This window comes from Gilvimarinus agarilyticus (genome assembly GCF_000832015.1).
GTDB classification, from domain to species: Bacteria; Pseudomonadota; Gammaproteobacteria; order Pseudomonadales; family Cellvibrionaceae; genus Gilvimarinus; species Gilvimarinus agarilyticus.
On the sequence record NZ_JXCJ01000001.1, the window covers coordinates 2,697,279 to 2,721,621 of the forward strand.

Here is a 24,343-nt window from a genome sequence, read left to right on the forward strand (position 1 = left end):
AACGGGGTTAACAAACTTGCGCGGGACGAGCGCTACACTCAGTGAGTAAGTCGGCGTACATTTGCTTCAAATCCAACATGGTTTGCAGCAAGGTACCAGGTTGCTCACGGTGGAGCTCAATGAGCTTATCGAGCATCACGGTACAGGTATCGTCTAACTGGCGAACGCGGGTGTAATTTCCCGCTCTCAGGGCTTCACGCATATCGCCCTGTAGCTGGTGCAGCTGGGCGATACCATCGGAACCCGCTAAGCTCGGGGCGTCAAGCAGTCTCACGAGTAAGCTCCAGCGGCGGCCGCCTGAGTATCGAGCATTTGATCCCAGCCCGATTTCACATCCCCCAACAGCTTTGCGCACTCATCCAGCTTTGCCACATCGTTACTTTGGTTAGCTTGAATTAAGGTACGTATTACGTAATCGTACAGCGCGTCCAGGTTGGCAGTAAGCTCGCCCCCTTCAGTATCGCTTAAGCTACCTTGCAGGCCCTGAACGATAGCAACCGCCTTGGTAATACGCTCGGATTTTTGTACAAAGCTACCGCGGGCCAAAGAGCCTTTGGCCTGAGCAATACGCTCCAGAGCGCCTTCAAAGAGCATTTGGATTAAACGATGAGGTGAGGCGTCCACCACACTCGACTGAACATTCACTTGCTGGTAGTTCTGAATGGCGCTGTAAGAATTCATAAATAGGTCTCGACCGCTTACTCAGATTATCATTAAGGCGTTAACGCCTGCGTTAATTAGCTTTCGGCATCCAGACAAAAAACTTAACCCGTAATGGTAACTTTTTTGTCCGGCAGGCCATAAAAAAAGCCCGTGCGGCTATTGGCGTCACGGGCTTGCGTTGTCAGCTTAAAGAGCTCGCTGTGCGCTTATTTCGGTGCCGTAAACGGCAAGCGATCGTTGAGACCGTCTAAAAACGTTTGTGTGTTGTTTAGGTTGTTAACGATCAACTCCATCGCCAAAAACTGGCTCTCGAGCCGGGCGCGATAAGCATCTGAGCGCCGCTCAACATCAGTGCGATCGTCTGCAATTTCCGTACGCTCGGTTTCAAACTTGGCCTCTCGCTCGGCGATCAGGCCTTTGCTGTCTAAAAAGCTATTAATCAAGCTCGACATGCCACCGGCAAAGCCGCGGGAGAAATTAACATTGGCACTGGTGGCGCCGTCTTTAACGATAAATTGCAGCCCCTCGGCTGCGCTATTAATCGCCGGCAGCAAAACATTCCCATAGCCAAAGGCGGTTTCGCCGTTCACAGTACCGGCCACATCTACCCCCGCGGTGCCCGTTGCCACTTGCAAGCCTAAATCACCGGCGTCGGCCCCCACCGTTTTAATGGCGACGCTGCTGTCGTGGCCGTAGCTATCGGAGCCAAATTGCAGTGCCCCGCCCACTACACCAACCTCGACCGAGACACCGGCTTGCTGTATCGAGCTGTCGAGATTAATCAGCGACTGAATGTCTACCGCCACGTCCTCGAGTGAGTTGTAAATTACCCCAGCGGGCAGCGTGATGTCGGCGACTACGCCATCGACCGCGATGCTAAAGGTGTAATCGTTACCGGTGGTATCGAGCGGGAAGCCAGCGGCAGGAGCATTTGCCGTAAGCGCACCCTTGGTGGCCTGCTGGGTAATAACCACCTCGTAATCCCCGGGGCTGGTGGCACCGCTAAAGCTTGCCACCTCGATCTTGTTGTTATCCGAGCTTACCTGAGGGGTAAACAGTGCTTTTACCAGATCGTAGTTTTCACCCATGGCCGCCTGAAAGTTGGTGTTGGGGCGATCCGGGTCTTCGTTGATCTCAAGGGTGCCATCCAGGCGGGTTTGGATACCCAGGTTGGCAAGGTTGGTAAAGCCCGCGCCAATACCCGGTACCGCAGCGCCTAAAAAGCTGCGCACCGAGTCGACCATATTATTGGCCAGTGAGTCAGTGCGCAGGGCGCCGTATTCTTCGGTTTCTTCGTTGTAGCCCACCAGCTTTTCAGTCTCGCCCAAAAAGGTGTTGTAGGCGGCAACGAAATCGCGAATGGCGGTTTCCGCCAGAGTGCGATCGGCGCTAATCGAGATGCTTACCGTCTCGGTGGTTGAGGCGCTAAAAATATCAAACTCAAGCCCCTGAATCACATCGGTAATATTATTGCTATCGCGCTCTACCTGCAGGCCGTTTACGCGCAGCTGGGCGTTAAGCCCCTCTTGTTGTTGCGTTAGCGATTGGCCCGATTCGGCAAAGGCAAAATCATTCAGCCCTGCCACAACACCGTCTTCCGCTACGGTAATTTCCAGCTCATTGTTGGCACCACTGGGGCTGGTTAACAACAAGCGGTACTGACCACCATCGCTGACAACCGCAGCCTGAACACCTATGTCGGCATCATTGATGGCATCGCGCAGCCCTTCGAGGGTGTTGTTGGTCTCATCGATGGTAATGCTGGCGCCGGTTTGCTCGGCATCCACGCTAAAGGCATCCAATGCGCCGTTCCAGGCGCCAAACCGCAGGGTTAGCTCGCCGGTGCCAATTTCGGCGTCGGCGCTGGCGTAGCCGCCGCTGCTGAGTGATTGTGATTGCGCGACCTGCTCTACTTTGATCTGGTAGTTGCCTGCGGCCGCGCTCGAATCGAGTTTGGTGAGTGCCAGCAGCGAGGTATCGGGGACCGATACCGCTTTGGCATCAAAAGTGTCGGCGCTGCTTAGCTGAGCGATAGAAGCTTCTAGCTCTGACATAGCGCTGCGCAGCAGGCCGTAATCGGATATTTGCGCGTCCAGCAGGGTCTCTCGGCTGTCCAGCCGCTGCTGCTGAGGTAAATCGTTGATCTCCACCAAATCGTTGATCAGCTGCGAGCTGTTAATGCCCGAGCCCGAACCAATCGTGTTGATGATGTCATTACCAATCGTCGCCATAACCGCCCGCCAAAGTAAGTACTTTAAAAGCCAAATATCTGTACTGGTCTCACGCTATCGGCCACCAAAGGCTAAACTTTAGCCACTCAGTTCACAAAACCCGAACACAAAAAAGGGGGCCCTAAATAGGTACCCCCTCATCGGTCTGTTCAGGCCAGTAAATTAAGCTTGGGCAGACAATAGCTGTACCGGTTCATCGGCATTCAATTGGCGGGCCAACTTTACGAAAATCTCGTCGGGAATCTGGCGTATCACCTCTTGCGTGGCGCTATCCACGACTCTCACTATGGTGTCCCCCGTGTCACTGTCGTAGCTGAACTGTAAATCGCGCTGGGTAGACTGAATAAACTCATTCATATGAGCCACAGCCTCTTGGACACTATTTTGAAAGTCGGCTTCCTTTTGAGTCTCCTGCGAAACCGTTTTTGACGTCTCGGTGATTGCCGGCGGCAACTCTTTGCCGTCTTTAGTGGCTTCGCGGTTGGCGGGTGCTGATGAAGCCGTTACCGAAGAAACGGGCGCTAAATGCCCCGTAGCGGTTGCGTTCACTTCATTCATAGCGTAACCCTCAAGCAAAAAATCCCGCCGGTTACCCGGCGGGATGATTCAGACTTACTGCAGCAGCGACAGTACCTGCTGCGGACGAGAGTTGGCCTGAGCCAGCATCGCCGTAGCGGCCTGTTGCAGCACCTGAGAGCGGCTGAGGTTTGCAGTCTCGGCCGCGAAGTCCGCATCGGTAATCCGCGAACGGGCCGCTGCTGTCTTCTCGCTCACGTTAGACAAGTTAGACACAGTGAAGTCTAAGCGGTTGTTAACCGCACCCAAGTCAGCGCGGGTTTCACCTACCTGGTCGATCGCACGGTCGAGAATGCCAATGGCTTTCTGCGCGCCTTCCTGAGTGGTGATATCGATGTTAGCAACGCTATCGCCTACGGTGGTGGCGTTGTTAACTTCTTGCAGGCCGGTGTTGGCTGTTGTCGCTGCACCGCCAAGCTCGATGGACATCTCGTCACCAGACACAGAGTTAAGTGTCAGTACACCAGCAGCGTTAGAGGCAACAACACCAGTTTGATCAGACAACTCGTTAATAGCGGCAGCCAAATTGTCGCCGTGGAGAGTTGCACTACCACCCGCCGCAACCGCGCCGATAGATACTCCATTGATCTTAATATCGCCTTCGGCCAGTGCGGCCTGAGCCGTATTAACGACACCTGTGATGTCACCTGCATCCGAGCGCGCATCGATACCTAATACTGCGGCATCAGTCGCATCAGCGTAGGCTACGGTAATTCCGCTATCATCGGTTGAAGCTAACGAGAGGCTTGCACCGAAAGTACCATCGGTAATGCCTGTAGCATCAGTGGTATCCGTGACGGTGATAGAAGATCCACCCTCGTTCGCTAATACCAAACGTCCATCATCGTTGATACTGGCATCAATTTTACCGCCGGTTTCCGAATTGATTTTAGCGGCCAGCTCTTCCAGGCTGCCGGTATCGGTAATTTCAAAGCTCGAGGTAGAGCCGTCCCCGTTTACCACATCTAGAGTTACACTATCAGTGCCTCGCAATACACCTTCACCATCCGCCGTAGCGGTAACTTCGGTCACTGCCGATGCCTCAACATTCGCAACCGCATCGTTAATTTCCGCGAGGAAGTCATTCATGGTGAGCGCGCCATTCAGGTCGGCTGCAGCCACAACTTGATCGTTAATGGTGACATCATCCGTCAGCGTGCCCGCGCCCAGAACAGCCGTGGCGCCGTTACCCGTGGTGGCGGTTGCGGTACCAATTGCGCCACCCACGATGTCACCGCCAGCACCGCCGCCAAGCTCGCTTACCGCGAAAGAACCAACAGTGATTTCGATGGTTTGATTTTGCTCAGAGCCCACTTGCAAAGAAGTGTTTTGCAGGCTGCCGTCCAGAAGGTTTTTACCGTTAAAGGTCGTCTCTTCGGCGATACGGCTAAGTTCAGATTTCAGCTGCTGGGCTTCCGCGTCCAGACGGCTACGGTCAGAGTCAGAGTAGATTCCGTTAGCAGACTGTACCGACAGCTCGCGCATACGCTGCAGCATGTTGGTGGCTTCTTGCAAAGCGCCTTCAGCGGTTTGAATCATGGATACGCCGTCGTTAGCGTTACGTACCGCTTGGTCCAGGCCGCGAATTTGCGAGGTCATACGGTTGGCAATGGCGAGGCCGGCGGCATCGTCTTTGGCCGAGTTAATGCGGTTACCGGACGACAGACGTTCGGTGGCTTGATCGAGCGAATTGCCTGATTGTAACAGCTGGCGCTGTGTATTCAGGGAGGCAACGTTGGTATTAATTACTAGAGCCATGAGTAATCTCCTAAGTTTTATTCCTGTTCACAGTCTTGCCAGCTGTGATCAGCCGATGATGAAGTTGCGTGTTTGCAGCACTTCTGTGTAGGTTATCGTCCGTAGGTTTGATTGCTTTAGATTTTTTTTAACTCAGGTGCCAATAAATATAGAAAGTCCATATTTTACAGAGACTTAGAGGTTAAACATTAACGAGGTCAATGGCTAATCAGCGGCGTCTGAAACCCATAAGCACACCCTATTCAACCTTTTTAGTGGACGATGCTGGGCTGCTTTACCGAGGGTAACACCGGGAGGGATAAGTTCGGGGGATACTAGAAGTACTAGGGCTTATTGTAAGCGGCTAAGGCTTTACGGGCACTGCGATCTTTGGCGAGCTCACCCAAGGCGGCGCTTTTGCTTCGCTCAGCCACGGTTAATATTTGATCGTTTAATTCACGCAGTTGCTTCAACTTCTCACTGATTATTACAGAATCTTGCTCAGATAATGGCAGCAAACCTGTCACCTCTGCGTCGATACGTTGTAGCAGTGCATCGCGCTGACGAAACTGTCGCTCAAAATCCTGCCAACGTTCACTACTGGCCAGCTGCAACAGCTCATCCGAGGCCTTAATGGCCAGCGAGAACTGCCGAGCCAAAGCGCTGTTATCGGCCGTACCAGAGGTTGAGTCGTCAGTCATAAAAATCTCGAAGTCGATTGGGATACGCAGCAGGCCGCTACCGTTTGCTATAAGCCCGTGTTACAAATAATTAAACAACGTCAGCTTACTGACCTTGGCAAAGCTTTGTTGTGCCGCGCTTAGCACCAGCTCTTGCATTTGCAGCCGCGTGGTTGCCTCAGCGTAATCCAAATCTTGTAGTGAACCCAGTACTTCCTGAGTGTAGAGCGCGCTATCGGCATTAAGGTTCTTAGTCGACTCCAGGGTATTTAATCGCGCCCCTACTTCAGCCTGAACCTCGCCAATGCGGGTGACAGCATTGTTTAAGGTGCCAAGTGTTTTATCGATAACTCCGGAGAGCTCGGCATCGGTCACATTAGCGGCGTTTAGCATCGCATCACGAAAGTTGGTCAGTGTCTGCATGATGTTCGACTGTTCAGGCTTAATATTAAGCGCCAGAGTATCGCCGCCGGCTAAACTCATACTGATACCCGCAATCTCGATAATATCCCCCGGTGTATAGGGCTGTGAAGCTGGAATAGGCGGCACCGGATTGCCGTTATTATCGGTAACTGATAGATTTCCGCCCGTCACGGTTAAATTAAGCGTCGTAGCCACGACCTGATCCAGCGCGTCCTGATCGGCCACCGTAAAACCAGTAACCTCACTGGCAGCCGCCAAATCGTAGGCACTAAAGGTATTGTGTGAGGTGCTAATACCTTCGAAGATTTTTCGGCCCGGATCGGTCGCCTGAATCGTGACACTCTCAGACACTTGCAGTGAAACCGAGCCGTCATCGCCCTGGTAGGCAACCGCCCCAGCCTGTTCAGCATAGGCAGGTTGAGCGCTCTGGTAACCCGCAAAAATATACTGTCCGGACGAATCTTTGGTATTTTGTAAATTGAGCAGCTCCTTAATACGGCTGTCTACCTCGGCCGCCATCATTTTATATTCCGAGGGCGTTAAGGTTGCGGTGTTGCCCGCGCTTACCGCGAGCTCTTGCATGCCCTGCACCAGCGAGGTAATGCTATCGAGAGCGACCTCCTCAAGCGAAAGCTTGTTTTCGGCCACATCGATGTTTTTGTTAAATTGCTCCAGCCGCGCCAACTGCTGCGTTAACTGCATAATTTGCGTGGCCGCTACCGGGTCGTCGGCAGGCGTTAAAACACGCTGTCCCGACGCCATTTGCGAGTTGGTTTTGTTAATGGCCGCTTGAGCATCGCGCATGCCGATATTGGCGATGGAATATATCTGTGATGTGGATACTCGCATAATCCGTACCTAATGCTCTTGGGTTACTCAGCCAATGTCATGGCAACGGCCTTAAAAGGCATTTAACAAAGTGTCAAAAATGTCCCGCGCGATGGAGATTACCTGAGAGTTCGCGTTGTAGGCCTGCTCAAACTTAATCAATTTCGCCGCTTCTTCATCGAGGTTTACCCCAGAGATACTGTCACGCAGCGACTGGGTTTGCTCAAGCACGCCGCGCGCCGCATCGGTGTTCATCCGCGCCAAATTAGCCTTGGCACCCACCTGCTCCACCATCTGGCCGTAAGCATCGGATAGACTTAAACCACCCGCCATAGTAATGGCCGTCTCGAGCCCCGCCATTTTAAGGGCTGTACGGTTATCGTTAGCGGCATTGTCGTTAAAGCTAATGGTAAAGCTATCGCCCGGAGCTGGGTTTCCTTGAATATTAATTTCATAGCTTTCGGCGCCGGGTATGGCCGCAAACTCTGGGTAAATCGTCGTCCCGGGGGTATAGCTATGGGTTACACCGGGCTGGAGTTCGTTGCCCGCACTATCGATAAAACGGTATTCATCGGCCGCGACAAACTCAATCGTAACGGGCGCCCCCGCCAACGGACCAACGTTAGGGGTGTCTGGCCCTAAACCACGAATGACATTGCCGGCACTGATCACACCAGAACCTGCGTTGCCCGCCGAGGCCTCTGTTCGCACCGGCGAGGCTAACGCTAAATCACGCGGCGTTAACTCATTTACCGAAATACTACTGGCATTAACCGCCAGATTAGTGTCTAACCTAAAGCTGTCGCCCGCCGCACCAGTTATATCAAAAGTGATGCCGTCCAGGGTCAAAGACTGGGGTGGCGCTCCGGCAAAGCTCGTCACCTCACCATCATCAAGGCGGGTGATATTGACCTGGCCGGCGACAATATCTACCTGATAATCGCTGGCCATTAATTCACCGGCATCGGTAACCGCCACGGCTAGGCTGCCACCACCGGCCACACTGCTCACATCACCGGCACTAACCGGCGAAAACAGGTTTTCTCCAAACTCACTGTTTAGATCTACGCCCTGAGCTTGCAGGCTATTCATTTCAAAAGACACAACCGCCGCGAGTTTGCCCAATTGCTCTTGCGCAGGTGCAAGTACGCTGGAATTAAATTGCAGTAAACCATCCAGCTTGCCGCCAGAGATTTGCTCGCTAATATTGGCGGCGCCAGCGGTGGTGCCCAAAAACACATCCCCTGAGCCGTTACTGGTTACCGACGCGGTATTGCTGCCCACCACGAGCGGCTGGCCATTGCCGATATACACATTCATATCGCCGCCGTCTTGTTGCACGATATTAACCGCCACAAGCTCCGATAACTGACGCAGCGCTTCGTCACGCTTGTCTAACAGATCGTTTGGCTCGGCGCCGTTAGCGCCACGCAGTTGCACAATAGTTTTGTTCAGCTCGGCAATATTTTCCGCCAGACCATTAATTTGCCCGGCAACCACATTAATTTCGCTGTTAATGCCACTCTCGATCACGGCAAATCGGTCGTACAAATTATTAAAGCGCGACGCGAGCCCCTTAGCCTGGTCAATCACCAATTGCCTGGCTGGCGTTGAAGACGGGTCATCGGCGGCACTTTGCAAGGCGGCAAAGAAGCTTTCAAAGCCCCCTGACAAACCGGTGTTTGAGTTAGCCAACAAGCTATCAATTTTACCGATATTCAGGTTGAAGGTATCAAGCTGGTTAAAGGTCGCGGTATCAAGACGCAATTGGGTCAGAATAAATTGATCTACGGTACGCGATACTGACTCTGTGCTTACGCCGTTACCTAAGTATCCCGCGCTGCCTACGTTTTGCGGTGGCCGGGTGCCAAAGGAGACATCCTGCCGGCTATAGCCCTGGGTATTGGCATTGGCAATATTATTACCGGCCGTGCGCAGCGCATTTTGGCTCGCCTGCAGTCCCGATATGGCGTTAGACAGTAATCCGGCCATTATTGATTACCCACATGTTGTTGATAAGCGGCAACGGCGTTGCTGCCGGCAAAGTCTTCTCGTTGCATAATGGATTTTAATTTATTGGCGTACTGTGGGTCAGTGGCGTAGCCTGCGTGCTGCAATTGCTCGACATAGGCCTCGGCATCTTTTCCCTGGGCCAACGCATTTTGGTACCGCGGTTTTTGCATCAACTCGATATAATCAGAGAAACTCTCTTGCAAGGAGCCATAGCGCCGAAACGCTGCTTCAACGCTTTGCGCCTCGCCATCGGCGTACTCGGTCGTTTTGACCGTCACGGTATCACCGCTCCAGCTTTTACCGGCTTTAATGTTAAACAAGTTAAAACTACTGCCGGCGTCATCGCGCACCAGGTGCTTGCCCCAACCGGTTTCTAATGCCGCTTGAGCCATTAACGCTTGGGGCGCTACACCTAAGGTTTGTGCCGCCCAGTTCGCATAGGGCCTTATCGCATCGATAAAACCTGCCGTACCGGTAGCCACCGCGGGTGCTTCCGCTACCGTTTGGGGTGCATTAGGCTGACCGGTCAAAGTCTTTACGGGTTCAGAAATACTGGCAACCCGTTGGCTAACGCGGCGCGAATCAAACTGCAGCGCTTGTGGTTGCGCGAACGGGTCCAGTGAGGAAACATCGTTAGTTTTATCGTTGGGCAAATACTGACCATAACTTTTTAGCAATTGTTGGTATAGCGTGTCCGCCAACCCCATACCGCGCCCTTTACTCAACTCCAGCGACCACTGCTGATCGAGCATATCGCTGTAAAACTGGGTTTCAGAGCTGTTCATGTAGTTGCCCTCACCAAAAGACTCAGAGGCCGCCCGCATACTCTTTAGCATTTGTTGCACAAACAAAGACTCAAACTGACGCGCCATTTGACGCAGTGCCTCTGGGTCTTTGTCGCGCCCCATTTTTTTAACCGCCTCAAGCCCCTGACCGTTCAGAAAGGTGTCTTGGGCAATGCTGGCACTTGCTTTCGTGTCAAAACCGTTCATCAAATCACCAGTAGCTCGGCTTTAAGCGCGCCGGATTGTTTTAGAGCCTCAAGGATCGCCATTAAATCGGAGGGCGATGCACCGACGTTATTCACCGAGCGAACGATATCCTCAAGGGTTGAGCCTGGAGCAAACTTAAACATCGGATTAGTTTCTTCTTCGATGTCGATGGTGCTATTAGGTGTAATGGCGGTTTGCCCACGGGAGAATGCGCCCGGCTGACTTACGTCGTAATCCTCAGAAATGGACACCGTTAAATTGCCGTGGGTGATCGCCACTGGAGACACCCTTACGTGCTGACCAACCACAATGGTTCCAGTGCGTGAGTTGATGACCACACGCGCAGCTTCTTCACCGGGCTTAACTTCGATATTCTCTAGTAACGCCATAAAGTCGACGCGGTGTGCGGGATCTTGTGGCGCCTTAACCGCTACCGATACCGCATCGATGGCGGCCGCCACCTCGGGGCCGAGCATATCGTTAATGGCAGTTGCTAAACGGTTGGCGGTGGTGAAATCTGCACGGTTTAAGTTAAAAACAATGGGCTGATTGCTATTAAAGTTATTGGGGACGCTGCGCTCGACTGTGGCGCCATTGGGTATACGTCCTACACTCGGCACATTAACAGTAATATTGGATCCGTCGTTAGCGTCCACGCCAAAACCACCTACCACCAAACTGCCCTGGGCGACGGCGTAGGTATTTCCGTCAATACCTTTAAGTTTGGACATCAGCAAGGTGCCACCGCGTAAGCTTTTGGCGTTACTCACCGACGACACTGTAATGTCTATTGCCTGACCTGGCTTGGCAAAGGCTGGCAGTTCAGCGTGAATCATCACCGCGGCAACGTTTTTCATTTGCATGCGGGTACCCTCGGGCACATTAATGCCAAACTGTTTTAGCATATTGCCAAACGATTGCGTGGTGAACGGGCTTTGGGTCGTCTGATCGCCCGTGCCATCAAGCCCCACCACCAAACCATAACCAATAAGTTGGTTAGAGCGCACCCCCGCCACCGAGGCAAGATCTTTAACCCGGGCGGCGTTCGCCCAGGCACCCAGCAAGGATGTGGCCAGTAAAATGGTTAACAGCAAACCTGTAAGTTTTTTCATACCGCCCCCTTAGAACGGCCAATAGGCGCTGTTAAAAAAGCGCGACATCCAACCCATCGATTGCGAGTTGGCGAGCTCCCCGGTACCACTGTAGGAGATTTGAGCATTGGCAAGCTTGGTGGAAGACACGGTGTTTTGTCTGGAAATATCATCGGGACGTAAAATGCCGCTGATACGAATAAACTCGTCACCACGGTTGAGCGTCATCCACTTTTCGCCGCGCACGATTAAATTGCCGTTGGGCAAAACATCGGCGACGGTGACGGCAATTGAACCGCTCAGGCTGTTGCTTTGATCGGCCCCGGCATCGCCATTAAACTCCCGCTCTTGGGTTACGCTGGTATCAAAAGGCACGCCATTTAAGGTGGGCGTCATACCAAGAATAGTGCCGGCCGGTAAACTGGTAGAACTGTCTTTGCTGACGTTAACACCCGAGCTTTTACTGGATACCGTGCGTTCGGTGAGCATAATGGTAATAATATCCCCCACGTTGCGCGCTTTAGAGTCGGTAAACAAACTCATGCTGCGCTCGTGGTACAAAGAGCCGCTGGTTTGCACCGGCTCTTGATGAGCGGCCGACACCACAGGTGCGTAGTGCGGGTCGCCCGGTTGTGGCGGTGCGTAGGAGGCGCAACCGCTTAACCACAGTGCCGCCAACCCCCACAAACTCACAACGTTTTTATTAGCCATCATGGTATTCACCTATTGCCCAGCCTTTACAGAGTTTGCGTGATGTATTGCAGCATTTGGTCGGCAGTGGAGACGACTTTTGAGTTCAGCTCGTAGGCCCGCTGAGTGCTGATCATGTCAACCATCTCTTGTACGATCTCAACGTTTGAGCTCTCAAGCATGCCCTGCTGCAAGCTGCCCATACCGTTTTCAGACGGGGCGCCAATCAGCGGGTTACCGCTGGCTACCGACTCGACAAATAAATTGCCACCAATCGCCTGCAAGCCGGCGGGATTGATAAAGTCCGCCAGTAAAATATCACCCAATTGCTGTGGGTCGACTTCGCCGTCGACGTAGGCGTTCACAACACCGTCTTGGCTAATGGTAATGTTACTGGCGTTCTCTGGGACGTTAATCGCCGGCTCCAGTAAGTGGCCATCGGCGTTGACCAACTGACCCTCGCCATTGATTTGCAGCTGACCGTTGCGGGTATAGGCAACCGAGCCATCGGGCCGCAATATTTGCAAAAAGCCGCGGCCATTAATGGCAACGTCAAGAGCCTGATCGGTAACCTCAAGGTTACCTTCGGTAAATTGTTTTTGCGTCCCCACTACCCGCACACCGGTTCCCAATTGCAAGCCCGACGGAAGCTCAGTGTCTTGCGTGGATTGCGCACCCGGTTGGCGTTGCGTTTGGTACAGCAAATCTTCGAAGGTCACCCGGTCGCGTTTAAAGCCCACGGTGCCGACGTTAGCCAGGTTGTTGGATATGGTGGTCAGTTGCTTGTCCTGCGCCGTAAGGCCGGTTTTACTGACATAAAGTGCCGCGTGCATGGCGTTATCCTCTAGTCGTTAGCGAACGGATCAAGACATCTGTAACAGACGTGCTGAACTTTCGGAGTTTTGTTCAAAGGTTTTCATCAGCTTGACTTGCATCTCATACTGGCGAGACAAACTTAAGATATCGGTAAAGGCATCGACCGCACTAACATTGCTACCCTCCAGCGCACCCGAGGTCACTCGCACCGCCGCATCGGCCTCTAAGTCACCGCCGTTAGGGTTGCGAAACAAACCGTCAGCAGACTTCTCCAGTGAGGCGTATTCAGGTTTAACCAGTTTTAACCGGTCTACCTCTACCAAAGTTTCCGGGCCTTCGCCCTGCCCTTGAATAGAAATGGTGCCATCTTCACCGATGCTAATTTGCGTGGTGGGCGGCAGTGCAATCGGGCCGTTGTTGCCCATCACCGGCAACCCACCGGCGCCGCGTAAAATGCCATTGGCATCGAGCGTTAAATTACCCGCGCGGGTGTAAGCCTCACCCCCGGTGGGAGACTGAACCGCCAAAAAGCCATCACCTTCAATCGCCACATCAAGCTCGCGCCCGGTTTGCTGAATGGGACCCGGCGTAAAATCTGAAGCCGGAGATTCCGTCATGGCATAGGCGCGGGTTGGTTGGCCATCGCCGTAATACACACCCATACTACGGGCTACGGCGAAGTCCGCTCGAAAACCCGTGGTATTAATATTGGCCATGTTATTCGCGTGGCTCGCCTGCGCGATCATGTTGTGCTTGGCACCGGTCATTGCGATATAGAGAGCTTTATCCACAACAGACTCCGTTGGTTTATTGGCAGTTATGCGTCGTTACTGTGGTTATTGCAACCGCTGTGCCAACACCAACACCCGCGTCATACGGGGGCTAGAGCGCGACTATCCGAGAAATTAAAAATCAGACACAAAAAAGCGGCAAACCGCTTCCGCCGTTTGCCGCCGCTTCACCCTCCGGTTTGCGCCAGTTGGCGCTAACCGTTAACGCAGATTAATAATGGTTTGCGTGGTCTGGTTAGCCGTCTCAATCGTCTTAGAATTCGCCTGGAAGTTTCGCTGGGCAATAATCAAGTTCACTAGCTGCTCAGACAAATCAACGTTAGACTCCTCCAGCGCACCGGCCTGAATATCACCAAAAGAAGCCGATCCCGGCGCCCCGACAATCAACTCACCACTGTCAGCGGTTTGCGCCCACAAGGTGGAGCCAACAGGCTTTAGAGCCTCCAGGTTATTAAAGCTGGCCAAGGCTACCTGACCGATGGTCTGGGCCTCACCGTTGGTAAAGCGGGCGAAGATTAAGCCCTGCTCATCGATGTCGATACCGGCTAAGCGGCCGGTGGTGTAACCATCCTGCGTAAGCCCCTCTACCGAGAAGCCACTGCCAAACTGGGTAGAGTTGGCAAAATCAACCGCCAGGCCCGCCACTGGAGTTGCACCATTGCCCGGGTCGTAGTCCAACGCAAACTCAGTCGCATTGGATACCCCATCGACACTGGTTAGCGCACCCTCGGTATCAAAAACCAAGGCAACGGGCCCGGCTGGCGCCGTTGGGTTCGCGCCATCAATTTGCACATGGACGTTCCAGCTGTTGGTAACGTCGTCTGTCTTCACAAAGTACTGGCTCATAGTGTGCGGATTACCGAGACTATCGTAAACCGTAGCCGACGTTGCATGGTTGTAGGTGGCCGGATCAGCGGGATCAAAATAGGCCGCGGGGTCTGCCGGTACATTGGGGTCCAGTACCGTTTCTCGCGCGTCTAGATTAAACGAGATATTCAATTCGGTTGAGGCGTTAGGGGCTTGGTTTTCTACGTTTACGCGTAAATCTTCGAGAATGCCGCCCACATTACCTTCGTCATCGGCAATAAAGCCCTGTAAATTAGAGCCGGTATTGTTGACGATATAACCGTCTTTATCCAAACCAAAGGTTCCGTCACGGCCGTAAAGCTTATCGCCGGCGTTGTCGAGGATAAACATCCCCGCGCCATTGATGGCTAAATCCAGCTGGTTTTCGGTAAAGTTGAGGTTACCCTGGCTAAACTGTTGCCGAATTTTTTGCAGGTTTACCCCCGCACCCGGCGTGTTCGAGCCGCTACCCAGTAGCGAGCTGGCGTATACGTCGCCAAACTCGGCACGAGAATTTTTAAAGCCGGTAGTGCTGGCATTGGCAATGTTGTTGCCGGTCACCTTTAGATCAGTATTGGCGGCCCGAATGCCGCTCAGAGCAGTGTTAAAAGGCATCGTACGCTTCTCCTGTTAATGCAGACCGGCCATCGGCATGCAATTTTTAATTAGTTAAATTGTTTAATATCGGAAATATTAACCGCGCCGACACCGGCCAGGTTAAGGATGATGCCGCCGTCTTCGGCGAGCGTCACACTGTTTACATTGGCACTCAGAGAGGTCGCCAGAGACTCTGTCTTACCATCGACATTGGCGTTGACTTCAAACCGATAGTCACCGGGAGCGAATGGCTCCTCCCCCGCCGTCCAATTGCTTAGCTCACCGTTTACTTCCATGTACTGGCCATCAAAGCGGAATACCAACTCGCCAGCCTCTTGACTCCCCATCGGGATTTGCCCGACCAGAGCACCGCTGCTGTCGTAAATACTCACCTGAGTATTAGCGCTCGCCTGCGGCAGATTTACCGAACCCGAGATAATGCCACCCTCCGCCAAATAGGTAGAATCGGTAGGCACTGTCACCGAGCGCCCGACCAGCGAGGAAGCCTGCAATGCCTGGTTCGACATAAAGTTGCCGCTAAAATCTTCAAAGCTGGTGTTTAACCGCTCTAACCCCTCGACCGAACTAAACTGAGCCAGCTGGGCAATAAACTCGGTATTGTCCTGCGGACTCAGCGGGTCCTGATTGTTCATTTGTGTAATCATCAACTCCAAAAAAGCCGATTGCCCTAACTCGTTGGTTTTGGTTTCGGGCTCTTTGTTGCCAATGCTTAAATTGCTCAGGATGCTTCCGGCCGCGTTTGTTTCATTCACCGTTGTCATGGCTTAATCCTTACTGTCCGAGCGTGATGACGCGTTGCGCCATCTGTTTGGCCGCGTTCATCACCTCGACGTTTACCTGAAACGAGCGCGAAGCCGAAATCATATTGGTCATTTCTTCAACCACATTAACGTTGGGGTAGTACACATAACCGTCTTCGTCGGCGAGCGGGTGAGTGGGCTCATGGCGTTGTTCATAGGGAGCATCGCTTTCAACCACGCCTAACACCTGCACCCCAGCGCTGGCAGCTTGCTCATTACCACTGATGGGCTGAGCACCAAAGGCCATCGCCTCGCGGGCCAGAGCGGCAAACACTGGCTGGCGCGAGCGGTACACATCACCGGCACTGGATGAGGCCGACTGAGCGTTAGCCAAGTTACTGGCCGTGGTGTTCAGGCGTAGGCTTTGGGCGTTCATGCCAGAGCCTGCTACATCAAAAATATTTCCAATCGCCATGGGTTAACTCCGCTACTTATCCAATTATTGCCGCTATTACTGTCCGCTAATCGCGCTAGACAAGCCTTTAAATTTTTTGTTGAGCATCATAAAGCTGGCCTGAAAATCCAATGCGTTTTTCATAAACGCGGCGTGCTCGACCTGCGCCTCTACCGTGTTTCCGTCCACCGAGCTTTGGTGTGGCACACGAAACCCTAAAGAAACATCGCCCGAGGCTGAGGCGCCACCCCCTATGTGGCCTACATGGGTTTTATTAACCGCAACATCAAAGTGGCGTTCGGCCGCCGCGTACTGGCGATTAAGCTCTGCTTTAAAATCCATATCCCGCGCTTTAAACCCCGGGGTGTCAGCGTTGGCCAGGTTGTTAGCCAGCACCTCAGCGCGACGGGCCCGAAGCTGTAACGCCGGTTCGTGGATTCCAAGTGCTTCTGAAAAAGAAATTGCCATTTTCGTTTGCTCGCAGTGCGTGATAAAGAATGTCACAGACGATAAAGCACAGCTCGTGCCAACAACAGAAAATAACGATAAGCCATTGTTATTATTGATTTATTTTAAAAAAGAAGCAGGGCCATCAGGCGATTGAACGAGGATAAGCGGGCTAAAGCGGCAAAGCATTACCGCCCAAACGTTGCCGCTTAAAAACGCTAGCGTCATTAAAAAGAGGGGCAACGACAGAAAGAAAGCCGTAGGAGGGTTTACGACAAACCGGCCAAGTCGGGTATAGACTGGCCGCTAGAGGGCGCGGTACAAAATGCCGGGTTCACAGCGCACCATTTCAAATAGATGAGAGGCGCCCGCCACCCCTTCTGAGGAGCCCAAAAACACAACACCGCCGGGCTTTAAGCAGCCGTGGATTTTCTCCAAAATGCGTTTTTTAAGCTCGGCATCAAAATAGATCAATACATTGCGGCAAAACACCACATCAAAGCGCCCCAGGGCCGCGTATGAGTCCAACAGATTTAAAGCGCGAAACTCTATGCACTCGCGCAGCTTAGGCTTTACCTGCCATCGGTTGTCGTCGAGCGCGTCAAAATACATATCGCGCCGCTCTTGAGATAAACCGCGCATCACCGACAATCGGTCATAAATGCCCTGGCGCGCCTGTTCGAGCACGATAGAGGATAAATCGGTTGCCACGATTTGTACCGGGCGAGCCAACGCGCCCATGGCGCGGCGGCGGTACTCCTCCAGCACCATACTTAGCGAATAAGGCTCCTGCCCCGACGAGCAAGCGGCAGACCAGATCCGCACCGGCCCAAACATCCGGTTGGCCGGTAACATAAGCTCGGGTAATAACGTCGATTTAAGATACTCAAACGGATAGCTGTCGCGAAACCAAAAGGTCTCGTTGGTCGTCATTACATCGATCACTTGATCTCGCAAACGACGATTACTGTTGTTTTTCAGCACGCCAACCAACTCGGTAAACGAGTGCAGCCCGTGCTCCTCTAATAGGCGGCGCACGCGGTTGGTCACTAAATACTGTTTGTTTTCACCCAGTGAAATACCACAGGCGTCCTGTAAAAACTGACGAAAGTGATCAAACTCAGCCTGAGCCAGCGCTCCGCCTGGCGCGGTACGTTCGATGGTCATATTCGCCCTTGTGTTATCTGCCAGAACATCAAATAAACTATAGATTTAACATTAACAGTTTTAGCTAATGTATTGATTTTATTCAGTATCACCAAGCAAATCTTCACCCGAAATAGCCAGTACACGATCGTTGACACGCTTGGCAAGCTCGTCTGGGTGGAACTTAGCCAAAAAGTCATCGGCCCCCACCTTTTTAACCATCGCGGCGTTAAATACCCCACTGAGTGACGTGTGCAGTACCACGTGCATTTGGCTTAACGTGTTGTTGGCACGCAGCTCGGCCGTAAAGGTATAGCCGTCCATTTCGGGCATCTCGATGTCTGAAATAATCATAATCAGCTCTTCGAGTGGGTTTAACCCCTGCTCTTGCATACCCAGCAGGTAATCCATTGCCTCCCGGCCATCTTTTTTAAGCGTAGTACGAATTCCCATAGATTCGACCACCCGCTGGATTTGCTTGCGCGCAATGTTCGAGTCATCCACGATTAATACATGCTTTTTGACTACACGCTCACTGATGCCATCGGCAACCACGCCGGCGCTGATTTGCTCGTTAACCGGCGCCACCTCGGCGAGGATCTTCTCAACATCCACGATTTCGACCAGTTTTTCCTCAACTTCGGTTACGGCGGTTAAATAATGATCTTTGCCGGCACCGGTTGGTGGTGGGTGAATATCGCTCCAGTTCATATTAACGATACGCTCTACCCCGCTCACCAAAAAGCCCTGCTGGGTGCGGTTGTACTCGGTAATAATCACAAAGCACTCGGCCAGGTTGTCGAGCGGTTTACGACCAATCGCGAGGTTCATATCCAGTATGGGGATGGTGCCGCCGCGGATATGTGCGACGCCACGGACCACCGAGCTGCGCCCCGGAATCTCATTTAATGGCGGGCACTGCAGCACCTCTTTCACTTTAAATACGTTAATCCCGTACAGCTGTTGGCCCCTAAGCCGAAACAGTAACAGCTCTAATCGGTTCTGCCCTACTAACTGGGTTCTTTGATTAACACTATCCAATACCCCGGCCATAGCCACCTCTCCAGACAAGCGCACAACAAGCTGCCGCCTTTATTATCAATGGGTTACATAGAATACTTAAAATTTACCTTAAAATTAAGCAACCACTATTTAACCCGATCACGCTCGGTTTACCGCCGGCACGGTCTTTGCTCTAACAACTCTATATCATTGTTAACGGCTGATTTTTGACGCACTTTAGTATCTCAGCACAAATCCAGCTCAAATAGAGCTACTTAAACTTGTGGTGCGGCAGCTACTGCCCCCACGACGACCGGACCTTAGACCATGAGCCAACGGCGCAAATACTTACGCCCTTTAGTCTGTGCAGCACTCGCTATGCTGCTAGCGGCTAGTGCCGTGGCAACCGAGCCCCATAGTCTGGATGAGCTAACGACCGCCACCCACCAATTTTTGCAAGAGCATTACACGCTGGAAGACGACTCGGCCGCCACGGAGGTGAGCGTCACCCCGCTCGATCCACGCTTGCGTCTGGCTCAATGCCCTACGCCCCTGACGTTCTCCGTGCGAGACCTCGGCGACAAGGGCGGTGCCGTAAGCGTTAAAGCCCAATGCGAAGGGCAACAGCCCTGGTCAATCTATGTTAGCGCACAAGTGGATATCCACCGGGACGTTCTCGTCGCCGCGGTCACACTTGGCCGGGGCGCCCTGATTGATGAATCGGTTATCCGCTACCAGAGATTCAATACCAGCGACTTACGCCAGGGGTACATGGTCGCCACACGACAGGTTCTCGGGCAGCAGTTAAAAAGGCCACTGCAAGCCGGCGAGCCCTTGCGCTCAGGCGTTTTAGAGCAGCCCCTGGCCGTCGAGAGAGGCGATATTGTAACGCTAGAATCGAGCAACGGCTCGATTACCGTGGCGACCCAGGCCGAGGCGCTCTCCAGCGGGCGGATTGGCGAGCAAATACGAGTGCGCAACACCAGTTCAGAACGTGTCATTAGCGCCAATGTGTTAGCCAAAGGCCGCGTGGGCGCCAATTTTTAGACACTTAGTGGGTCAATGTGAAGCAACTCACAAAAAAGTGACAAAAAACATTAAAGTTGTACGCTAGCTTGCCGAAAGCGGATATAGACAAGTTGCATGTATCGCATTAGCGATCGTGCGAGACGTGTTTTGGCAAACACCGGTGCGACACCGGAATCAGGCAACGTAGGAACATATTATGGTTATTGATACTTCAAACACAGTAAAGACCAACACCCCAAACAGTGGCCGTGCTGCCGCAGCAGCGGGGAACACCCGCGCCGATAAAACGCAAGCGCAAGCGGGTAACCAGCCCAGCAACAGCGACGATAGCGTAGCCCTAAGCCCTGAGGCGCAAAACATTGGCCGGCTGCGCGAAGCTATCGATAACGCCTCTGGTGTTGATAGCGAGCGAGTGAGCGCCATCAAACAGGCCATTGCCGAGGGTCGATTTGAAATTAACCCCGAGCGCTTAGCCGAGGCTATGCTCGCACAAGACGAGCTACTGAGTTAATAAAGGCGGCCGCGAGTCCATTTGCCTGAGCTCGTAGGCCGCACATCCCTCATCGATTAGCGCTGAGGCGCCGGGGTTACGCCCGGCACTTGTTAAAACGTTTGCCACTACATTGTCTATCGAGGTTTACCCATGTCGGCCAATCCGCAACTGGTACGTGAAATGCTCAACCGAGACCTGCACGCTGCCCAGCGCCTGCAGGCCCTGCTGACTCAAGAGCGCGAGCTGCTGCAGCAGCGTAATCACGAGGCACTGAGCGCGCTCATCAATGAGAAAAACGACCACCTTGCCCTGCTTGAGGGGCACGCCAAAGAGCGTACCGCACTACTGCAGGCGCTGAAAATTGAGGACAACGGCTCGAGCTGGGAAAAGTTTCTCGCCAGCGACGACGGTTTAAGCCCACTGATACCGCTGTGGCACCAACTACAACAAGAAGTACGCCAATGCCACGAGCTAAACAATCACAACGGCAAGCTGGTGGCCCGCTCGCAACAAACCCTTAAGCGGCTAATTGATTTAGTGCGCGGCAAAAATCAAAACGCTGGCCTTTACGATGCCAGCGGTAGCGCCGCCAATAGCGCGTCCAGCAATACCCTGACGCGGGCGTAACGTTAAATCGCGCTAAAACCTCTCACTCCCTTGGCTTATCGCGGCAAAGTTCTTACAATGGCGCCTCGCTCTATTGGGGGCGAACATCGCCCCGGTAGCTCAGTTGGATAGAGCAGCCGCCTCCTAAGCGGCAGGTCGGACGTTCAAATCGTCTCCGGGGCGCCACTTATTGCCGCGTGGCGACACACCATGAATCTCATTTTACTGTTCAGCGACGACTTTGACCCAGAGGGCCGTGCCGTACTCAAAGACGCTCGCCGCCTGGAACATATCATTAAGGTTCACCGGGCCGAGCTCGGCGATACGTTACGTGTGGGGCAGGTAGACGGCCTGATGGGCACGGGTAAAATCATCGATCTCAGCGCTACCGGTATTACCCTGGAGGTAAGCCTAACGCAGCCTCCGCCCGCCCCCTCTAATATCCACATGATACTGGGCTTACCCCGCCCCCCCATGCTTAAGCGCACACTGCAAACCATTGCCGCTCTGGGCGTAAAACAATTAACACTACTGCAAAGTGCCCGGGTCGAAAAAAGCTACTGGCAATCTCCACAGTTACAGCCCAAAAAAATTCACGCCGAGTTGTTGCTGGGTTTAGAGCAAGGCTGTGACACACGGTTTCCGGTAATTCACTGGGCGAAACGCTTTAGACCTTTTGTCGAAGATGATCTGCCCGAACTTATGCGCGGCCACGATGCACTGCTGGCTCATCCCTACGTGACGACGCCCTGCCCAACCGAAACCACTAAACCCACACTATTGGCCATTGGCCCCGAAGGTGGGTTTATCGACAATGAAATTGCGATGCTGACAGAGGCGGGGTTTCAAGGGGTGACATTAGGCGAGCGTATTATGCGGGTAGAAACCGTCGTGCCCTACTTGCTCGGTCGGCTCGGAGGATAACGCGTTAAAAACGCGCTGAAGGCCTCTTCGGCGACCGCAGGGCTAAAGTAATAACCTTGATAACTATGACACTGGTAATCCCGCAAAATATCAAGCTGCTCCGGGGTTTCAACACCTTCCGCCACCACGGTTAAGTCAAGTAAGCGCGCCATGGTAATAATGGTTTCGACCAACACCCGGTCACTGCGATCACAGCTTAAATCGCGGATAAAGCTTTTATCGATTTTTAAAGTAGACACCGGTAAACGCTTTAAGTAACTAATGGAAGAGTAGCCCGTTCCAAAATCATCCAGCGAGAAGCTTACCCCATGAGCGTCGAGCGCCGACATAGTGGCAATCGCCTCATCCACTCGCTGAATAATAATACCCTCTGTCACCTCGATATCAAGTGCACCGGGGGGCACCTTGTACCTTTGTAACGCATCAACCACGTCCGGAACAAAGTGTGTGTCGCGAAACTGGCGCGGGCTGATGTTCACACTTAGCGTCATCCCCGGATGCCACAACCCCTGCTGACTCCACGTTGCCAAGCTCTGACAGGCTTGTTCGATGACCCACTGCCCCACCTCGATAATTAAACCGGATGTTTCCAGCACCGGGATAAACTCCATAGGCGATATGGCGCCTTTTAGCGGATGCTGCCAGCGTAATAATGCCTCGGCCCCAACCACCCGGCCCGAGGCGATGTCCAGTTTAGGTTGGTAATGCAAAGCAAACTGTTGTTGCTCTAAAGCCCGGTGCAAGTCGCCTTCCATTACCAGCTGGGCACTCACTTTGTCGGCCATGTCTTCGTTAAAAAATTCAATGGCATCACGCCCGCGCTCTTTCACGTGATACATGGCGGTATCCGCGTAGCGCAACAACTCATGCACCACATTGTGTTTATCAGGGTACACCACAACCCCGACACTGCAGGTAACCCGCAACTCCATTTGCTCGTGCATAATAGGCTGGGAAACAATCGCACGAATCTTTTCACTGATCTCACCTGCTTTTAGCCCGGCCACTTGCAGGTCTTGATCGAGCACGGTAAGCACCACGATAAACTCATCACCACTTAAGCGCGCCACTAAATCCTCTTCACGTACCGCGCCTTTTAGTCGACAGGCGATCTCTTGCAACACGAGATCACCCACCGGGTGCCCCAGCGAATCATTAATATTTTTAAACTTATCTAAATCGATAAACAAAACCGCGCCATAATAACCGTGACGCACCGCCCGGCGCACCTCATGCTCTAAGCGCTCGACTAACTGCAAGCGGTTGGGCAAGCTCGTCAGAGCGTCGTGGTGCGCCATGTATTGCATTTCTTCCTGGGCGTTTTTGCGCTCGGTCACATCCACCGACAACACAAGTGACACCACCTCATCATAATAATCGAGTGGGATCATATGGGTTTGCAAAAACAGCTGATTACCGTCGGCGCCGATAAAGCTCTCCTCGACCACATCAAGCTCTTCGCGGTTGTCGATAACCCGAGAGTCATTCGCAAGCACCTGATCAATATCATTCACCGAGTGCTTTAGTAAACTACGTACATGAATACGGCACATCTGATCGGGGGTATAGCCTAAGGCATCGGCCAGCGCCCGGTTGGCAAAACGATAGTACCCCTGTTTATTGCGCGCGCCGATCAGTACCGGCAAGCTATCGACGATTTGGCGTAAATGCTCTTCACTTTTGCGCAACGCCAGCTCGACCGCGCGACGCTTGGCCAGAGATAACTCCACCACATCGAGCAACTGGTTAGTGTTGCTAATAACACTGGCCAACTCATCCTTGCGCTCTTGGGGTAACGGCGTCAGGCGCCGCACGCCTGGCTGATCGGGATTGATTTCATTAATTTCGTGGGACAAACGCGCCAACGGCTTAGTTAGCTTGACGTAAAACGCAATAAACAACAGCACCACTAAGGTCAAGTTGCGCAACACGCCCACTAACAGGTTAATCTCGGATCGGCTGTAAAAACCGGCAAGCGCCTGACGCTTATCGACCCGGAAGGTAATCTCACCAGTGGACTGCTGGCTGTAACCCGGCACCGCCAACTGAGAGGTATAAGCAAGCAAATCGTCGTCGACAATTTTAACCAGCCAGCCGGTCCGCTCGGTCACCGGCGGCTGGTTGGCTTCGGCCAGCACATTGCCACGCTCGTCGCGAATCGACACTTCACGGATAAAATCGTAATTGAGTAGGCCGTTCACCACCTCAATGGCGAGGTCGTCATCCAGTGTATGCACGGCGCGGGCCGCAGGCGGGCTGGCAACTTCAATCACCCGCCCCACAAGGCTTTCAAACTCCTGCGACTGATTTTGATAATCGAGATAAACCTGAACGAGGTTCATCGAAAAGCTCAACACAAACACCAATATGATGCCGATTTTAGCCAGCTGAAATGAAATACCTTCGGAAAAAGTTGGCCCTTTATTGCGCATTTGTTGTTGATTCCCCAGCAGGGTCGATAACGACCAACCTTACGACAATAACCTACAGACTTATGATTATTATGG

General features: G+C 53.0%; 24 protein-coding genes and 1 tRNA gene. 5 read left to right on the forward strand and 20 right to left on the reverse strand.

Going from position 1 to position 24,343, the window contains the following annotated elements:
- Positions 1-7: 7 nt before the first annotated feature.
- The 19 genes from SD69_RS11565 to SD69_RS11655 all read right to left on the reverse strand — a co-directional run bounded on the left by SD69_RS11565 (position 8) and on the right by SD69_RS11655 (position 18,835).
- Positions 8-274 carry a hypothetical protein gene (locus SD69_RS11565; RefSeq protein ID WP_041523343.1) on the reverse strand — a complete coding sequence of 89 codons (267 nt, stop codon included), beginning with the start codon at positions 272-274 and terminating at the stop codon, positions 8-10.
- Entirely contained in the window at positions 271-681 is a 411-nt protein-coding gene (gene fliS, locus SD69_RS11570) for a flagellar export chaperone FliS (RefSeq protein ID WP_041523344.1), read from the reverse strand. Before fliS ends, SD69_RS11565 begins: the two co-directional genes overlap by 4 nt.
- 188 nt (positions 682-869) lie before the next feature.
- Entirely contained in the window at positions 870-2,894 is a 2,025-nt protein-coding gene (gene fliD / locus SD69_RS11575) for a flagellar filament capping protein FliD (RefSeq protein ID WP_041523345.1), read from the reverse strand.
- A gap of 162 nt (positions 2,895-3,056) precedes the next feature.
- The gene (locus SD69_RS11580; protein ID WP_041523346.1) at positions 3,057-3,452 is read right to left on the reverse strand and encodes a flagellar protein FlaG; all 396 of its coding nucleotides are present in this window, start codon (positions 3,450-3,452) and stop codon (positions 3,057-3,059) included.
- Between the two features lie 54 nt (positions 3,453-3,506).
- A complete protein-coding gene (locus tag SD69_RS11585) occupies positions 3,507-5,228 on the reverse strand; it encodes a flagellin N-terminal helical domain-containing protein (RefSeq protein WP_041523347.1) in 1,722 nt (573 codons plus the stop codon).
- Between the two features lie 323 nt (positions 5,229-5,551).
- Complete coding sequence (locus tag SD69_RS11590) at positions 5,552-5,908, reverse strand: flagellar protein FliT (RefSeq protein ID WP_041523348.1); 357 nt, start codon at positions 5,906-5,908, stop codon at positions 5,552-5,554.
- Between the two features lie 60 nt (positions 5,909-5,968).
- Positions 5,969-7,159, reverse strand: coding sequence for a flagellar hook-associated protein FlgL (gene flgL, locus SD69_RS11595; RefSeq protein WP_041523349.1), 1,191 nt, complete (start codon positions 7,157-7,159; stop codon positions 5,969-5,971).
- A gap of 51 nt (positions 7,160-7,210) precedes the next feature.
- Positions 7,211-9,130, reverse strand: coding sequence for a flagellar hook-associated protein FlgK (gene flgK / locus SD69_RS11600; RefSeq protein WP_041523350.1), 1,920 nt, complete (start codon positions 9,128-9,130; stop codon positions 7,211-7,213).
- Positions 9,130-10,143, reverse strand: a complete 1,014-nt coding sequence (gene flgJ, locus SD69_RS11605; protein ID WP_052481107.1) for a flagellar assembly peptidoglycan hydrolase FlgJ — start codon at positions 10,141-10,143, stop codon at positions 9,130-9,132. Before flgJ ends, flgK begins: the two co-directional genes overlap by 1 nt.
- Positions 10,143-11,255, reverse strand: a complete 1,113-nt coding sequence (locus tag SD69_RS18790) for a flagellar basal body P-ring protein FlgI (protein ID WP_041523351.1) — start codon at positions 11,253-11,255, stop codon at positions 10,143-10,145. The genes flgJ and SD69_RS18790 overlap by 1 nt, the downstream gene beginning before the upstream one ends.
- A 9-nt stretch (positions 11,256-11,264) precedes the next feature.
- A complete protein-coding gene (flgH, locus tag SD69_RS18795; protein WP_157471671.1) occupies positions 11,265-11,948 on the reverse strand; it encodes a flagellar basal body L-ring protein FlgH in 684 nt (227 codons plus the stop codon).
- 23 nt (positions 11,949-11,971) lie between these two features.
- On the reverse strand, positions 11,972-12,757 hold the full coding sequence (gene flgG, locus SD69_RS11620) for a flagellar basal-body rod protein FlgG (protein WP_041523352.1): 786 nt from the start codon (positions 12,755-12,757) through the stop codon (positions 11,972-11,974).
- A 30-nt stretch (positions 12,758-12,787) separates the two neighbouring features.
- A complete protein-coding gene (flgF, locus tag SD69_RS11625; protein ID WP_041523353.1) occupies positions 12,788-13,531 on the reverse strand; it encodes a flagellar basal-body rod protein FlgF in 744 nt (247 codons plus the stop codon).
- Positions 13,532-13,732: 201 nt separating this feature from the next.
- A complete protein-coding gene (gene flgE, locus SD69_RS11630) occupies positions 13,733-14,992 on the reverse strand; it encodes a flagellar hook protein FlgE (RefSeq protein ID WP_041523354.1) in 1,260 nt (419 codons plus the stop codon).
- Positions 14,993-15,042: 50 nt separating this feature from the next.
- Positions 15,043-15,756 (reverse strand): flagellar hook assembly protein FlgD, encoded by a 714-nt coding sequence (locus SD69_RS11635; protein ID WP_198144090.1) that lies wholly within the window; start codon positions 15,754-15,756, stop codon positions 15,043-15,045.
- A 10-nt stretch (positions 15,757-15,766) separates the two neighbouring features.
- Positions 15,767-16,210 carry a flagellar basal body rod protein FlgC gene (gene flgC / locus SD69_RS11640; protein WP_041523355.1) on the reverse strand — a complete coding sequence of 148 codons (444 nt, stop codon included), beginning with the start codon at positions 16,208-16,210 and terminating at the stop codon, positions 15,767-15,769.
- A gap of 36 nt (positions 16,211-16,246) precedes the next feature.
- Positions 16,247-16,657 (reverse strand): flagellar basal body rod protein FlgB, encoded by a 411-nt coding sequence (flgB, locus tag SD69_RS11645; RefSeq protein ID WP_041523356.1) that lies wholly within the window; start codon positions 16,655-16,657, stop codon positions 16,247-16,249.
- Positions 16,658-16,942: 285 nt separating this feature from the next.
- Positions 16,943-17,803: a CheR family methyltransferase gene (locus SD69_RS11650; RefSeq protein WP_052481108.1), complete on the reverse strand. Its 861-nt coding sequence runs from the start codon at positions 17,801-17,803 to the stop codon at positions 16,943-16,945.
- Between the two features lie 78 nt (positions 17,804-17,881).
- Positions 17,882-18,835: a chemotaxis protein CheV gene (locus SD69_RS11655; protein WP_041523357.1), complete on the reverse strand. Its 954-nt coding sequence runs from the start codon at positions 18,833-18,835 to the stop codon at positions 17,882-17,884.
- A 276-nt stretch (positions 18,836-19,111) separates the two neighbouring features.
- Between SD69_RS11655 and flgA the strand changes: the two genes are divergently transcribed.
- From flgA to SD69_RS11680, 5 genes are all read left to right on the forward strand, one after another.
- On the forward strand, positions 19,112-19,831 hold the full coding sequence (flgA, locus tag SD69_RS11660; protein WP_084591555.1) for a flagellar basal body P-ring formation chaperone FlgA: 720 nt from the start codon (positions 19,112-19,114) through the stop codon (positions 19,829-19,831).
- Positions 19,832-20,009: 178 nt separating this feature from the next.
- Complete coding sequence (flgM, locus tag SD69_RS11665) at positions 20,010-20,324, forward strand: flagellar biosynthesis anti-sigma factor FlgM (protein ID WP_041523358.1); 315 nt, start codon at positions 20,010-20,012, stop codon at positions 20,322-20,324.
- Between the two features lie 132 nt (positions 20,325-20,456).
- Positions 20,457-20,933, forward strand: coding sequence for a flagella synthesis protein FlgN (locus SD69_RS11670; RefSeq protein ID WP_041523359.1), 477 nt, complete (start codon positions 20,457-20,459; stop codon positions 20,931-20,933).
- Positions 20,934-21,021: 88 nt separating this feature from the next.
- A tRNA-Arg gene (locus SD69_RS11675) sits at positions 21,022-21,098 on the forward strand.
- A 24-nt stretch (positions 21,099-21,122) separates the two neighbouring features.
- Entirely contained in the window at positions 21,123-21,836 is a 714-nt protein-coding gene (locus tag SD69_RS11680; protein WP_041523360.1) for a 16S rRNA (uracil(1498)-N(3))-methyltransferase, read from the forward strand.
- Here SD69_RS11680 and SD69_RS11685 read toward each other — a convergent pair.
- Positions 21,809-24,268, reverse strand: coding sequence for a putative bifunctional diguanylate cyclase/phosphodiesterase (locus SD69_RS11685; protein WP_041523361.1), 2,460 nt, complete (start codon positions 24,266-24,268; stop codon positions 21,809-21,811). The two genes, SD69_RS11680 and SD69_RS11685, sit on opposite strands and share 28 nt — an antisense overlap.
- Between the last annotated feature and the right edge of the window lie 75 nt (positions 24,269-24,343).